Source organism: Rhizobacter sp. Root404 (genome assembly GCF_001425865.1).
GTDB lineage: Bacteria > Pseudomonadota > Gammaproteobacteria > Burkholderiales > Burkholderiaceae_C > LMDS01.
In genome coordinates this window covers 846,389-860,853 of sequence record NZ_LMDS01000004.1, presented here as the reverse complement: position 1 = coordinate 860,853, position 14,465 = coordinate 846,389, and the positions used below count along the sequence as shown (strand labels likewise).

11 protein-coding genes are annotated in these 14,465 nt (G+C 69.6%); all 11 read left to right on the top strand.

Annotated elements, in window-relative coordinates; all coding sequences use genetic code 11:
• Positions 1-4: 4 nt before the first annotated feature.
• Complete coding sequence (locus ASC76_RS08665) at positions 5-1,819, top strand: NADH-ubiquinone oxidoreductase-F iron-sulfur binding region domain-containing protein (RefSeq protein WP_056464867.1); 1,815 nt, start codon at positions 5-7, stop codon at positions 1,817-1,819.
• Entirely contained in the window at positions 1,816-4,674 is a 2,859-nt protein-coding gene (fdhF, locus tag ASC76_RS08660) for a formate dehydrogenase subunit alpha (RefSeq protein WP_056464862.1), read from the top strand. The genes ASC76_RS08665 and fdhF overlap by 4 nt, the downstream gene beginning before the upstream one ends.
• 613 nt (positions 4,675-5,287) lie before the next feature.
• Positions 5,288-5,776 (top strand): DUF3305 domain-containing protein, encoded by a 489-nt coding sequence (locus ASC76_RS08655; RefSeq protein ID WP_371262097.1) that lies wholly within the window; start codon positions 5,288-5,290, stop codon positions 5,774-5,776.
• Positions 5,773-6,366 (top strand): DUF3306 domain-containing protein, encoded by a 594-nt coding sequence (locus tag ASC76_RS08650; RefSeq protein ID WP_082548938.1) that lies wholly within the window; start codon positions 5,773-5,775, stop codon positions 6,364-6,366. Before ASC76_RS08655 ends, ASC76_RS08650 begins: the two co-directional genes overlap by 4 nt.
• Positions 6,290-8,428: a 4Fe-4S dicluster domain-containing protein gene (locus tag ASC76_RS08645; RefSeq protein ID WP_082548937.1), complete on the top strand. Its 2,139-nt coding sequence runs from the start codon at positions 6,290-6,292 to the stop codon at positions 8,426-8,428. The genes ASC76_RS08650 and ASC76_RS08645 overlap by 77 nt, the downstream gene beginning before the upstream one ends.
• Positions 8,421-9,053, top strand: a complete 633-nt coding sequence (locus ASC76_RS08640; protein WP_056464858.1) for a molecular chaperone — start codon at positions 8,421-8,423, stop codon at positions 9,051-9,053. Before ASC76_RS08645 ends, ASC76_RS08640 begins: the two co-directional genes overlap by 8 nt.
• 128 nt (positions 9,054-9,181) lie before the next feature.
• Positions 9,182-9,409 carry a hypothetical protein gene (locus tag ASC76_RS08635; RefSeq protein WP_056464856.1) on the top strand — a complete coding sequence of 76 codons (228 nt, stop codon included), beginning with the start codon at positions 9,182-9,184 and terminating at the stop codon, positions 9,407-9,409.
• Between the two features lie 17 nt (positions 9,410-9,426).
• On the top strand, positions 9,427-12,399 hold the full coding sequence (locus tag ASC76_RS08630; protein ID WP_056464854.1) for a formate dehydrogenase subunit alpha: 2,973 nt from the start codon (positions 9,427-9,429) through the stop codon (positions 12,397-12,399).
• 28 nt (positions 12,400-12,427) lie between these two features.
• The gene (gene fdh3B, locus ASC76_RS08625) at positions 12,428-13,054 is read left to right on the top strand and encodes a formate dehydrogenase FDH3 subunit beta (protein ID WP_056464852.1); all 627 of its coding nucleotides are present in this window, start codon (positions 12,428-12,430) and stop codon (positions 13,052-13,054) included.
• Positions 13,051-13,290 carry a hypothetical protein gene (locus ASC76_RS08620; protein WP_371262096.1) on the top strand — a complete coding sequence of 80 codons (240 nt, stop codon included), beginning with the start codon at positions 13,051-13,053 and terminating at the stop codon, positions 13,288-13,290. The genes fdh3B and ASC76_RS08620 overlap by 4 nt, the downstream gene beginning before the upstream one ends.
• 18 nt (positions 13,291-13,308) lie before the next feature.
• Complete coding sequence (locus ASC76_RS08615; protein ID WP_056464851.1) at positions 13,309-14,448, top strand: formate dehydrogenase subunit gamma; 1,140 nt, start codon at positions 13,309-13,311, stop codon at positions 14,446-14,448.
• Positions 14,449-14,465: the final 17 nt, after the last annotated feature.

Here is a 14,465-nt window from a genome sequence, read left to right as displayed (position 1 = left end):
ATCGATGAGTCAGATGCAGGAACCCCGCCCGGCCATGCCGGTGGTGGCCTCGGCCACCCCCGACGAGCTGCGCCAGCGCATCAAGCGCAAGAGCCGTCTGAAGGGCCGGCAGCCGGACGACGCCGCCCTGGCCGAAGTGCGTGCGCTGATCGGCGCGAAGCCCGCCGCGGGCTGGCGGCGCGATCGGCTGATCGAGCACCTGCACCTGCTGAACGATGCCTGCCTCGGCCTGCACGAACGCCACCTGGTGGCGCTCGCGAAGGAGACGAACGTTCCGATGGCCGAGGTCTTCGAGGTCGCGAGCTTCTATCACCACTTCGAGGTGCTCGGCGACGGCGAAACGCCCGCCGCGATCACGGTGCGCGTGTGCGACGGGCTGAGCTGCGAGCTGGCCGGCGCGCGCGACTTGCTGGCCCGGTTGCCGGCGCTGCTCGGTGCCGACGTCAACGTGATCGCCGCGCCGTGTGTCGGCCGCTGCGAGCAGGCGCCGGTCGCGGTCGTGCACCAGTGCCCGGTGCCGCGCGCCGATGCCGAGGCGGTGGTCGCCACGGTACGGCAAGGGCAGACGCGCCACCCGGTGGCGCACGCCGATTCGACGTTCGATCCTGCCGCGCTGGCCGAACGCGGAGTCAGCGAGCGCCACGCCGACGTGGCGCCATCGTTCGTCGACTACGCCCACTACCGCGCGGCGGGAGGGTACGCGCTCGCCGCCGAGGTGATCGCCGGCGAGCGCGCCGGCGACGAATTGATCCAGGCGCTCGAGGACTCCGGCCTGCGCGGTCTCGGCGGCGCCGGCTTCCCGGCCGGCCGCAAGTGGCGCATCGTGCGCGACCAGCCCGCGCCGCGCCTGATGGCGGTCAACATCGACGAGGGCGAGCCCGGCACCTTCAAGGACCGCACCTACCTCGAACGCGACCCGCACCGCTTCCTCGAAGGGCTGCTGATCGCCGCGCACGTGGTCGGCATCGACTCGGTCTATGTCTACCTGCGCGACGAATACCACGGCTGCCGCGAACTGCTGACCAGCGAGCTCGCGAAGCTGCAGCAGGCCGCGCCGTTCGCGCTGCCGCACATCGAGCTGCGCCGCGGCGCCGGTGCCTACATCTGCGGCGAGGAGTCCGCGATGATCCAGAGCATCGAAGGCCAGCGCGGCGAACCGCGGCTGCGCCCGCCCTACATCGCGCAGGTCGGGCTGTTCGGCCGGCCGACGCTCGAGCACAACTTCGAGACGCTGTACTGGGTGCGCGACATCCTGCAGCGCGGGCCGGCGTGGTTCGCCGGCTTCGGCCGCCATGGCCGCAAGGGGCTGCGCAGCTTCAGCGTCAGCGGGCGCGTGGCGCAGCCGGGTGTGAAGCTCGCGCCCGCCGGCATCACGCTGCGCGAACTGGTCGACGACTACTGCGGCGGCATGGCCGAGGGCCACACGCTGTACGCGTACCTGCCGGGCGGCGCGTCCGGCGGCATCCTGCCCGCGTCGATGGCCGACATCCCGCTCGATTTCGACACGCTGCAGCCGCACGGCTGCTTCATCGGCTCGGCCGCGGTGATCGTGCTCGGTGCGCAGGACCGCGCCCGCGACGCCGCGCTCAACATGATGCGATTCTTCGCGCACGAGAGCTGCGGCCAGTGCACGCCGTGCCGCGTCGGCACCGACAAGGCCGCGCGCCTGATGGCGGCCGACACCTGGGACCGCGCGACGCTCGAAGACCTGAACCAGGTGATGACCGACGCGTCCATCTGCGGGTTGGGCCAGGCGGCGCCCAACCCCGTGCGCTGCGTCGTTCAGCACTTCGCGCATGAAATCGGAGGCGCAGCATGAACGCACCTACCCACCTCACGCAACTGCAGGCTGCGGCGATCGAGTTCACGCTCGACGGCCGACCCGTCAGCGCGTTCGACGGCGAGACCATCCTGAGCGCGGCCAAGCGCGAAGGCGTCGAGATCCCGCACCTGTGCTTCAAGGAGGGCTACCGGCCGGACGGCAACTGCCGCGCCTGCGTCGTCGAGGTGAAGGGCGAGCGCACGCTCGCGCCGAGCTGCTGCCGCAACGTGCAGCCCGGCATGGTCGTCACCAGCGACAGTGCGCGCGCGAAGAAGAGCCAGCAGATGGTGCTGGAGATGCTGCTCGCGGACCTGCCCGATGCGGGCTACAAGTGGGTCGATGGCGACGCCGCGTTGCCGCATGGCGAGCTGAGCGCGTGGGCCGCGAAGGAAGGCGTCACGGTGCGGCCGGAGCTGCGTGCGCTGCGCCGCGAGCAACCCGCGCCCGATCTGTCGCACCCGGCGATGGCCGTCAACCTCGACAGCTGCATCCAGTGCACGCGCTGCGTGCGCGCCTGCCGCGAGGAACAGGTCAATGACGTGATCGGCTACGCGCTGCGCGGCGCGCACAGCCAGATCGTGTTCGACCTCGGCGACCCGATGGGCGAGAGCACCTGCGTGGCCTGCGGCGAGTGCGTCCAGGCCTGCCCGACCGGCGCGCTGATGCCGAAGACGTCGCTCGGCACGCAGGTGGTCGACAAGAAGGTCGACTCCGTCTGCCCGTTCTGCGGCGTCGGCTGCCTGCTGACCTACAACGTGCGCGACAACAAGATCATCAGTGTCGACGGCCGCGACGGGCCGGCCAACCACGACCGGCTGTGCGTCAAGGGTCGTTTCGGCTTCGACTACGCGAGCCACCCGCAGCGGCTGACGAAGCCGCTGATCCGCAAGCCGGGCGTCGCGAAGGACCCTTCGATCGACTCGCGCCCGGCCGACTGGACCGAGGTGTTCCGCGAGGCGAGCTGGAACGAGGCGCTCGAGTTCGCCGGTGGCACGCTGCGCGCTTTGCGCGACACGCACGGCCCCAAGTCCCTCGCCGGCTTCGGCTCGGCCAAGGGCAGCAACGAGGAGGCCTACCTGTTCCAGAAGCTGGTGCGCACCGGCTTCGGCAGCAACAACGTCGACCACTGCACGCGCCTGTGCCACGCGTCGAGCGTCGCCGCACTGCTCGAAGGCGTGGGCTCGGGCGCGGTCAGCAACCCGGTCAACGACGTGGAGCATGCCGAGCTGATCTTCGTGATCGGCTCGAACCCGACCGTCAACCACCCGGTCGCCGCGACCTGGATGAAGAACGCCGCGCAGCGCGGCGCGAAGATCGTGCTGGCCGATCCGCGCCGCACGGAGCTGTCGCGCCATGCCTGGCGCACGCTGCAGTTCAACGCCGACACCGACGTCGCGATGCTGAACGCGCTGATCCACACGGTGATCGAGGAGGGCCTGGTCGACGAATCGTTCGTGCGCGACCGGGTCGACAACTTCGCGGCGCTGCGCGAGAACGTCCAGGGCTACAGCCCCGAGGCGATGGCGCCGATCTGCGGCATCCCGGCCGAGACGCTGCGCGAGGTCGCGCGCGCGTTCGCGACCGCGAAGAGCGCGATGATCCTGTGGGGCATGGGCATCAGCCAGCACGTTCACGGCACCGACAACGCGCGCTGCCTGATCGCGCTGGTCAGCGTGACCGGCCAGATCGGCAAGCCGGGTTCGGGACTGCACCCGCTGCGCGGCCAGAACAACGTGCAGGGCGCGAGCGACGCGGGGCTGATCCCGATGATGTTCCCGAACTACCAGCGCGTCGACAACGCCGGCGCGCATGCGTGGTTCGAGGACTTCTGGAAGACGCCGCTGGACGCGACGCCGGGCTACACGGTGGTCGAGATCATGCACAAGGCGCTCGCGCCCGACACCGACCCGCACAAGGTGCGCGGCATGTACATCATGGGCGAGAACCCGGCGATGAGCGACCCGGACCTGAACCATGCCCGCCACGCGCTGGCCTCGCTCGAGCATCTCGTCGTGCAGGACATCTTCATGACCGAGACCGCCTGGCTCGCCGACGTGGTGCTGCCCGCCAGCGCCTGGCCAGAGAAGGGCGGCACGGTCAGCAATACCGACCGCATGGTGCAGCTCGGCCGTCGCGCGCTCGACCTGCCCGGCGACGCGCGGCAGGACCTGTGGATCATCCAGCAACTCGCGCAGCGGCTCGGCCTCGAGTGGCAGTACGCGGGCGAGGACTCGGGGGCCGCATCGGTCTACGAGGAGATGCGCCAGGCCATGCACGGCGCCATCGCGGGCATCACCTGGGAGCGGCTGCAGCGCGAGGACAGCGTGACGTATCCGTGCCTGACCGCCGAAGACCCGGGTCGGCCGATCGTGTTCGACGACACCTTCCCGACCGACGACGGCCGCGTCAAGCTCGTGCCGGCGGACATCATCCCTGCCAACGAGCGCCCCGATGCCGCCTACCCGTTCGTGCTGATCACCGGCCGCCAGCTCGAGCACTGGCACACCGGCAGCATGACGCGCCGCGCCAGCGTGCTCGACGCGCTCGAGCCGATCGCGACCGCGTCGATGGGCGGCCCCGACCTGGCGCGGCTCGGCCTGCAGCCGGGCGACGTGATCACGCTGCGCTCGCGCCGGGGCGAGGTCACGCTGCACGTGCGGCGCGACGACGGCACGCCGGTTGGTGCGGTGTTCGTGCCGTTCGCGTACTACGAGGCGGCGGCCAACCTGCTGACCAACGCGGCGCTCGATCCCTTCGGGAAGATTCCCGAGTTCAAGTACTGCGCGGTGCAGGTGGTGGCGGGTGGGGTGCCGCACGCTGTTTCTGGGTATGGGGTCGCGCCGGCTGCCTGATCCTTTTACGGTCGAGCGCGTCGCGGCAGGCGGCACCCGGCAGGGGCTCATGCGGTAGCGGTCGGCGCTGCGCGCCGACTTCGTTGCGGTGCTCGGTCCGAGGTCGCGCCGCAGAACTCGCGACGTTCGCTTCGCTCACTGCGCTCAGACAACCGCGGCGAGTCAGTCTACGAAGCGCGCTGCGCGCGCCGACCTCGGCCCTGCGCTCCTCACCGCCACCCAAATCGCCCCTGCCGGGTGCCGCCTGCCGCGACAACCACCAGCTGTGCTTGTTCGGGAAAGCGCTTCCACGGTGTTGCGAAGGCGCGCCCGGGCGGGCTGCGCCGCGCGTGGGAGGCGTCGAGCAGCGCAGGGCGTATGGCCGCGCGCGCAGCGCGCTTCGTCATCTGACTTCGGAGCGAATGTCTGAACGCAGCGACCGCAGGTCGCGAAGTGAGTTGGCGACGAGGCCGCGCGCCCGAGCAGCGCAGAGCAGTCATCGCGAAGCGATGACCGCCTCCGTCGCGCGGCTCAGCCCACCCGGGCGTGCCTTTGTGCTCAGACGATTGCAGGAGTCCCCAACGAGGGCATGGCGCACCGACTAGACTGCGCGCCTATGCAAAATGTCGGCTATGTGCCAGTAACCACGCGACCCGCCATCCGCGTGGCGGTGGTCATGGAGCGCGAGGCGAATCCGAACCAGTGGGAGGCGTGGCGCTTCCGGCTGATCGACGTGGTGCCTCACGAGGAGGCCTTCGGCGAAGCGCCGCGAATCCTGCGAGACGACGGCAAGGTGCGGCGCACGCTGTACCCGAACTTCACGCTCGAACTGTTCCGCGACGAGGCGGAGGGCTACTTCCTGAACCTGCGCACCGGCACGCCGGTCTGGTTCGTGATGTGGCGTGTCGACGATGAAGACCCGTCGCGTGCCTGGCCCGAAACCGTGAGCGTCTCGTACAACGAGGCCGGGCGCTGGCTCGACGCGCAGGAGCGCATCGACAACGTGCCGCTCCCTGCCGACCTGGCGGAGTGGCTGCAGGCCTATGCCGACGAGCACTACAAGCCCGAGCCGAAGAAGCGCCGCCGGCCGCAATCGTTCCTCGCACCCGGGCAGCGGTCATGACGACCGAGGCACCGCCGGACGGCTTTCTCTCGCGCTGGTCGCGGCGCAAGGCGCAGGTGCGCGAGGGCGCGGCGGCGCTGCCGGCGACTGAGCACGTGCCGGTGCAGGCCCCGGCCACGCCGTCGGGCGTCGAGGCGCCCGTGGTCGCACGCGCGGCGCCGGCGTCTGTCGAAGTGACGCCGACGGCCCCGCCGATGCCCACGCTGGCCGACGTGGCGCAGCTGACGCGCGAGTCCGACTACTCGCGCTTCGTCGCCGGCGGTGTCGACGAGGGCGTGAAGCGCGCGGCCATGAAGAAGCTCTTCACCGACCCGCACTTCAACGTGATGGACGGGCTGGACACCTACATCGACGACTACGGCAAGCCCGATCCGATACCGCTCGCGATGCTGCGGCAGATGAACCAGTCCAAGTTCCTGAAGCTGTTCGACGAAGAAGAAGAAAAAGACAAAGACCAAGACAAGCCGGCACCCGCCGCCGACGTTGCCACCCCCGAGACATTGAACGCACCCGATGACCACGCTGATCTGCGACTGCAACAAGACGATGCCGTTGGACAACCAGGGCCTGCTCAAGGCGCTGGGGCCTGACGCCGGCGACGGGCTGCAGACGGTCCACACGCTGCTGTGCCGCCGCGAGGCCGGCGCGTTCCAGCGGGCCGCCAAGTCGGGCGACGACCTGCTGGTCGCGTGCACGCAGGAGAGCCGGCTCTTCCTCGAACTGAACGGGCAGACCGAGGGCGCGCCGGGCGTTGCGGAGCGGCCGATCCGCTTCGTCAACATCCGCGAGACCGGCGGCTGGTCCAAGGACGCGCGCGGCGCGACGCCGAAGCTCGCCGCGCTGATCGCGCTCGCGCAGCTGCCCGAGCCCGACCCGGTGCCGACCGTCGGCTACCGCTCGAACGGCCGCGTGCTGGTGATCGGCGCGGCGGACCGCGCCCAGCGCGCCGCGCAGATGCTGGCCGACAAGCTCGACGTGAGCCTGCTGCTGCAGGGCGGCGGCACGCTGCCGCAGCCGCGGTCGTTCGCGGTGCATTCGGGGGCCGTGACCGGCATCACCGGCTGGCTCGGCGCGTTCGAGGTCAGCTGGTCGCAGCGCAACCCGATCGACCTCGACCTGTGCACGCGCTGCAATGCCTGCATCGCGGTGTGCCCGGAAGGCGCGATCGACTTCAGCTACCAGGTCGACCTCTCCAAGTGCACCAGCCACCGCGATTGCGTGCGCGCGTGCGACGCGGCCGGCGCGATCGATTTCGAGCGCGCGCCGCAAGCCGAGAGCGGTGCGTTCGACCTCGTGCTCGACCTGAGCCCGACGCCGCTGCTCGCGCTGCACCAGCCGCCGCAGGGCTACTTCCATGCCGCCGACGAGGCCGCGCTGGTCGCGGCGGTGCTGCAATTGCGCGAGAGCGTCGGCGAGTTCGAGAAGCCGAAATTCTTCGATTACAGGCAGAAGATCTGCGCCCACAGCCGCAACGAGCAGATCGGCTGCACCGCGTGCATCGACGTGTGCTCCGCGCAGGCGATCCGCAGCGATGCCTCGCGCAAGGGCAAGGCGGGCGGCGCGACGCTGGCGGGCATCATCGTCGAGCCGCACCTGTGCGTCGGCTGCGGTGCGTGCACGACCGTCTGCCCCAGCGGCGCGATCAGCTACGCGACGCCGCGCCTCGACCACCAGGGCCGCCGCATCCGCACGCTGCTGAGCACCTACCAGCGCGCCGGGGGCACCGATGCGGCACTGCTGATCCACAGCCAGGCCGCGGGCTCGCAGCTGATCGAGGTGCTCGGCCGCGCCGCGCGCACCGACGCTGCCGTGCGCGGCGTGCCGGCGCGGGTGCTGCCGCTCGACGTGTGGCACGCCGCGTCCGTCGGCATCGACCTGTGGCTGTCGGCGATCGCGTTCGGCGCGTCGCAGGTCTGGGTGCTGATGACCGACGAGGAGGCGCCCGACTACCGCCGCGCGGTTGCCGAGCAGATGCAGGTCGCGCAGGCGATCCTGACCGGGCTGGGGTTCGCCGGCGAGCACTTCCGGATCGTCGAGGCGCGCGCTGCCCAAGCGCTGGACGCGGCGCTGCAGGCCGCGCCGGCACAGTCGGTGCGAAAGCCCGCCACCTTCGCGGTGCAGGCCGACAAGCGCGGCACGCTCGACCTCGCGATCGAGCACCTGATGCAGCAGGCGGCAACGGTGCCCGAGGCGATCGCATTGCCCGCCGAAGGCAGCCCGTTCGGCAGCCTGATCGTCGATGCCGAGCGCTGCACGATGTGCCTGAGCTGCGTCAGCGCCTGTCCCGAGGCGGCGCTGGCCGACAACGCCGACAAGCCGCAGCTGCGCTTCATCGAGAAGAACTGCGTGCAGTGCGGTCTGTGCGCGAGCACCTGCCCCGAGGACGCGATCACGCTCGAGCCGCGGCTGTGGCTGGCCGACGCCGGCAAGGCGCGCAAGCAGGCGCGGGTGCTGAACGAGGTGGAGCCGTACCAGTGCATCCGCTGTGCCAAGCCGTTCGGCACGCTGAAGGCGATCGAGCTGATGGTCGGCAAGCTCGGCGCGCATCCGATGTTCCAGGGCGCCCACTCGGACCGCCTGCGCATGTGCGGCGACTGCCGCGTGATCGACATCCACACCCACCCCGATGAAGTCAGGATCACCGATGTCTGAAGCCCCGGTCGCGATGCAGTTCGGCACGCCGGATGATCGCGAGGAGATCGCGCGGGCCGAGGTCTACGGGCTGCTGGCCGCGTTGTTCATCGCGCCGCCGTCCGCCGACCTGTACGAACAGATCCGCGTCGCGGTGACCGAGGCGCCGACCGCCGGCGCGTTCCTGGAGACCAGCTGGTCGGAAGTGGTGGCCGCTTCGCGCCGCCTGCCGCGCGAGACCGTCGTGGCCGAATACACCGCGCTGTTCGGCGGTGTCGGCAAGCCGGAGATCTTCCTGCACGGCTCGTGGTTCATCGCCGGCACGCTGAACGAGAAGCCGCTGGTCGACTTGCGCAGCGACCTCGCCGCGCTGGATCTGGAACGCCCGGTCGGCGTGCTCGAGACCGAGGACCACCTGGCCGCGCTGTGCGAGACGATGCGCTACCTGATCGCCGGCGACGACCTCGGCGTCAGCAACCTCGCGAACCAGCAGCGCTTCTTCGGCGCGCACCTGCGGCCGTGGGTCGAGCGGCTCGCCGAGACTGTCGCCGCGCACCCGCAGGCCGATTTCTACCGTGCGGTCGCAGGGTTCATGCGCGATTTCTTCGCCGTCGAGTCGCAGGGGTTCGACCTGCTGGACGCATAGGGCGATTCCTTTCATGAACCTGACGCCTACGACGGTGTCAACTTACGGACAGACCCTGATGACGCTATGCAACATCTTGCATACATTCCCCCTAACTTGCAGTTCATCCGCCCTGGGAGCGCCACGCCATGAGTGACCACACCAACGAACCCTCCACCGCCCAACCGCTGAAACGTCGCGGGTTGCTGATCGGTGCCGGGGCCGCCGGCGCGGCGGTCGTCGCGGCCAAGGTGCTGCCCGGCTCCGCACCGGTCACCGCGCCGGTCGCGGCGGTGGCCACCAAGGTCATCGATCCGGCCGGCGGCTACCAGGTCACCGACCACGTGCTGCGTTACTACGCCACCACCCGCGCTTGACGAGCCGAGGCCATCCCATGCTGCTGACACGCAAATCGAACCATTCCGGCGAGGCCGCCACGAGCGACCTCGTCAACAGCCTCGCGCGCGGTGTCGCGACGCAGAACCGCCGCGCGATCCCGACGATGGACCGGCGCGCGTTCCTGCGCCGCTCCGGGCTCGGCGTCGGCGTCGGTCTGGCTGCGACGCAACTGACGCTGGTGCAGAAGAAGGCGCACGCCGCCGACGCGCCGGCCGCCGACGCGGCCAAGAAGACGGTCGTCAAGCGCACCGTCTGCGGTCACTGCTCGGTGGGCTGCGCGGTCGACGCGGTGGTCGAGAACGGCGTCTGGACGCGCCAGGAGCCGGTGTTCGATTCGCCGATCAACCTCGGCGCGCACTGCGCCAAGGGCGCGGCGCTGCGCGAGCACGGCCATGGCGAGTACCGGCTGCGCACGCCGATGAAGCTCGTCAACGGCAAGTACGAGAAGATTACCTGGGACCAGGCGCTGAACGAGATCAGCGCCAAGATGCTCGAGCTGAAGAAGCAGAGCGGGCCGGACTCGGTGTTCGTCGTCGGCTCGAGCAAGCACAGCAACGAGCAGGCCTACCTGATGCGCAAGTGGGTCAGCCTCTGGGGCAGCAACAACTGCGACCACCAGGCGCGCATCTGCCACAGCACCACGGTCGCGGGCGTCGCGAACACCTGGGGCTACGGGGCGATGACCAATTCGTACAACGACATGCGGAACTCGAAGGCCGCGATGTACATCGGCTCGAACGCGGCCGAGGCACACCCGGTGTCGATGCTGCACATGCTGCACGCCAAGGAAACCGGCTGCAAGATGATCGTCGTCGACCCGCGCTTCACGCGCACCGCCGCGAAGGCCGACGACTACGTGCGCATCCGTTCGGGCAGCGACATCCCGTTCCTGTTCGGCGTGCTGTATCACGTGTTCGCGAATGGCTGGGAAGACAAGAAGTACCTGAACGATCGCGTCTACGGCATGGACAAGATCAAGGCCGAGGTCATGGCCAAGTGGACGCCGGACAAGGTGCTCGAGGCCTGCGGCGTCGATGAAGCCACCTGCCTGAAGACCGCCCGCACGCTGGCCGAGAACCGGCCGAGCACGATCGTCTGGTGCATGGGCCAGACCCAGCACACGATCGGCAACGCGGTCGTGCGCGCCTCCTGCATCCTGCAGCTCGCGCTCGGCAACGTCGGCGTCAGCGGCGGCGGCACCAACATCTTCCGCGGCCACGACAACGTGCAGGGCGCGACCGACGTCGGCCCGAACCCCGATTCGCTGCCCGGCTACTACGGCCTGGCCGAAGGCGCGTGGAAGCACTTCGCGAAGGTCTGGGACGTCGACTTCGAGTGGATCAAGAAGCAGTACGCGCCCGGCATGCTGACCAAGCCGGGCATGACGGTCTCGCGCTGGATCGACGGCGTGCTCGAGAAGAACGAGCTGATCGACCAGGACAGCAACCTGCGCGGCCTGTTCTTCTGGGGCCATGCGCCGAACTCGCAGTCCCGTGGTCTCGAGATGAAGACGGCGATGGACAAGCTCGACCTGCTGGTCGTGATCGACCCGTACCCGTCGGCCACCGCGGCGATGGCGGCGATGCCGAGCAAGGCGGGCGAGCTGAACGCCAACCGCGCGGTCTACCTGCTGCCGGCCGCGACGCAGTTCGAGACCTCGGGCTCGGTGACGGCGTCGAACCGCTCGCTGCAATGGCGCGAGAAGGTGATCGAGCCGCTCTGGGACTCGCGCACCGACCACATGATCATGTACCAGCTCGCGCAGAAGCTCGGCTTCGACAAGGAGTTCGTCAAGTCGCACAAGCTGGTCGCCGGCAAGGGCGGGATGATGGAGCCCGAGGTCGAATCGGTGCTGCGCGAGATCAACCGCGGCATGTGGACCATCGGCTACACCGGCCAGAGCCCCGAGCGGCTCAAGGCCCACATGCGCAACATGAACGTCTTCGACGTGAAGACGCTGAAGGCCAAGGGCGGCATCGACAAGGAGACCGGCTACAAGCTCGACGGCGACTACTTCGGCCTGCCGTGGCCGTGCTACGGCACGCCCGAGCTCAAGCACCCGGGCTCGCCGAACCTGTACGACACGAGCAAGCACGTGATGGACGGCGGCGGCAACTTCCGCGCCAACTTCGGCGTCGAGCGCGAGGGCGTCAGCCTGCTGGCCGAGGACGGCTCGTGCTCGAAGGGATCAGAGATCACCACCGGCTACCCCGAGTTCGACCACATCCTGCTGAAGAAGCTGGGCTGGTGGGCCGACCTGACCGACGCCGAGAAGGCTGCGGCCGAAGGCAAGAACTGGAAGACCGACCTGTCCGGCGGCATCCAGCGCGTCAGCATGAAGCACGGCTGCCACCCGTTCGGCAACGCCAAGGCGCGTGCGGTCGTCTGGAACTTCCCCGACCCGGTGCCGCAGCACCGCGAGGCGCTGTACTCGACCCGCCCGGACCTGATCGCCAAGTACCCGACCCACGACGACAAGAAGGCGTTCTGGCGCCTGCCGACGCTCTACAAGAGCGTGCAGGAGAAGAACAAGGACATCGGCAAGCAGTTCCCGCTGATCATGAGTTCCGGCCGCCTCGTCGAGTACGAGGGCGGCGGCGAGGAGACTCGTTCCAACCCGTGGCTGGCCGAACTGCAGCAGGAGATGTTCGTCGAGATCAACCCGGCGACCGCGAACGACCGCGGCATCCGCGACGGCGAGAACGTGTGGGTGACGACGCCGACCGGCGCGCGCCTGACGGTCAAGGCGCTGGTCACCGAGCGGGTCGACCGCGAGACCGTCTGGCTGCCGTTCCACTTCTCGGGCCGCTGGCAGGGCGCCGACATGCTCGCCTACTACCCCGAGGGCGCGCACCCGGTGATTCGCGGCGAGGCCGTCAACACCGCGACGACCTACGGCTACGACAGCGTGACGATGATGCAAGAGACCAAGACCACCGTGTGCCAGGTCGCCAAGGCCACCGCCTGAAGACCGCCACGACACACCGGAGATCACGATGGCAAGAATGAAATTCATCTGCGACGCCGAGCGTTGCATCGAGTGCAACGGCTGCGTCACCGCCTGCAAGGCCGAGCACAACGTACCGTGGGGCGTGAACCGCCGCCGCGTCGTCACGCTGAACGACGGCGTCGCCGGCGAGAAGAGCATCTCGGTCGCCTGCATGCACTGCAGCGATGCGCCGTGCATGGCCGTGTGCCCGGTCAACTGCTTCTACCGCACCGAAGAGGGCGTGGTGCTGCACGACAAGGACATCTGCATCGGCTGCGGCTACTGCTCGTACGCCTGCCCGTTCGGCGCGCCGCAGTTTCCGAGCAACGGCGCGTTCGGCCTGCGCGGCAAGATGGACAAGTGCACCTTCTGCGCCGGCGGTCCCGAGGCCAACGGCAGCGAGGCCGAGAACGCCAAGTACGGCCGCAACCGCCTGTCCGAAGGCAAGCTGCCGGCCTGCGCCGAGATGTGCTCGACCAAGGCGCTGCTCGGTGGCGATGGCGACGTCGTCGCCGACATCTTCCGCACCCGCGTGCTGAACCGCGGCAAGGGCAGCGAGGTCTGGGGCTGGGGCACCGCCTACGGCAAGCCGACGCAGACCAGCTCGGCCGCGCCCGTCGGAGCAAAGAAGTGATCGCGCGGTCGCTCACGCTCGCCGCGGTCGGCGCATCGCTGGTCGCGCTGGCCGCCTGCGGCGAGAAGCCGCAGACCATGGACGCCTCGGCCCGCAAGGCAGATGCCACGCCCTGGAGCGTCTCGGATGCCGCCAACCCGGCGTACCGGGCCCCCGGCTGGAAGGACGGCGACCAGGCCGCCTGGGAGCAGCAGATCCGCCAGCGCAATCAGGCGCAGAACGACTACGCGCGCTGACGCCGGGGAGACCACGCGATGCGAAGCACCATCCTCCCCCGCGCGCTGGCCGGCCTGCTGGCCGCGCTGACGCTGGCCTGCGCGTCGGCGCAGACCGCGCCGGCAGCTTCGGCCGTCGCCGTGCCGGCCTCGGGCCCGCCGGTCGGTTTCGTCGCCCCCGCAGCGCCGAATCCGGACGACACCAACGCTCAGCGCGCGAAGAGCCAGCCGGGCAACAATGCGCCGTTCTGGCGTGGCGTGCAGCAGTCGGGCACCGCACCCGGCATCACCAACCTGCCGGGGGCCGAGAAGGGCGTGCTGATCCAGGAGTTCGTCCAGTACCCCGGCTCGCGCCTGACGAACGCCGGCGAAGCCTGGCGCCAGGTGCGCAACGACTGGATCATTCCGTACGGCGGCGCGCTGATCGTGATCGTCGCGCTCGGCATCGCGCTGTTCTTCTTCGCGAAGGGGCCGCTCGGCGGCCACGTGCCGTACACCGGCCGCAAGATCGAGCGCTTCACCTACTTCGAGCGCGCCGCACACTGGGTCAACGCGATCGCGTTCAGCGTGCTCGCGATCTCCGGTATCGTGATGGCGTTCGGCAAGACCTTCATGCTGCCGGTGCTCGGCGGCACGCTGTTCGGCTGGATCACCTATGCGCTGAAGACCGCGCACAACTTCGCCGGGCCGCTGTTCGCGGTGTCGCTGCTGATCGTGTTCCTGGTGTTCGTGCGCGACAACTTCCCCGGCCGCGGCGACCTGCAATGGCTGCTGAAGGGCGGCGGCCTGTTCGGCGGTGCCGAGCCGGCGTCGGGCCGCTTCAACGCCGGCGAGAAGGTGATCTTCTGGGGCGGCGTGTTCTTCCTCGGCATCATCGTCGTCGGCTCGGGCCTGGTGCTCGACAAGGTCATCCCGGGCCTGGCCTACCTGCGTGGCGACATGCAGATCGCGCACATGATCCACGGCGTCGCGACCGCGCTGATGATCGCGATGTTCCTCGGCCACATCTACATCGGCACCATCGGCATGCGCGACGCGTACAAGGCGATGGAGACCGGCTACGTCGACGAGGGCTGGGCCCGTGAGCACCATGCGCTCTGGTACGAGGACATCCAGGCCGGCCGCGTGCCGGCGCAGCGCACGCCGCCGCCGGCGGGCCGCCCGGCCGCGCAGGCTTGAGCACACGAGAAGGACGA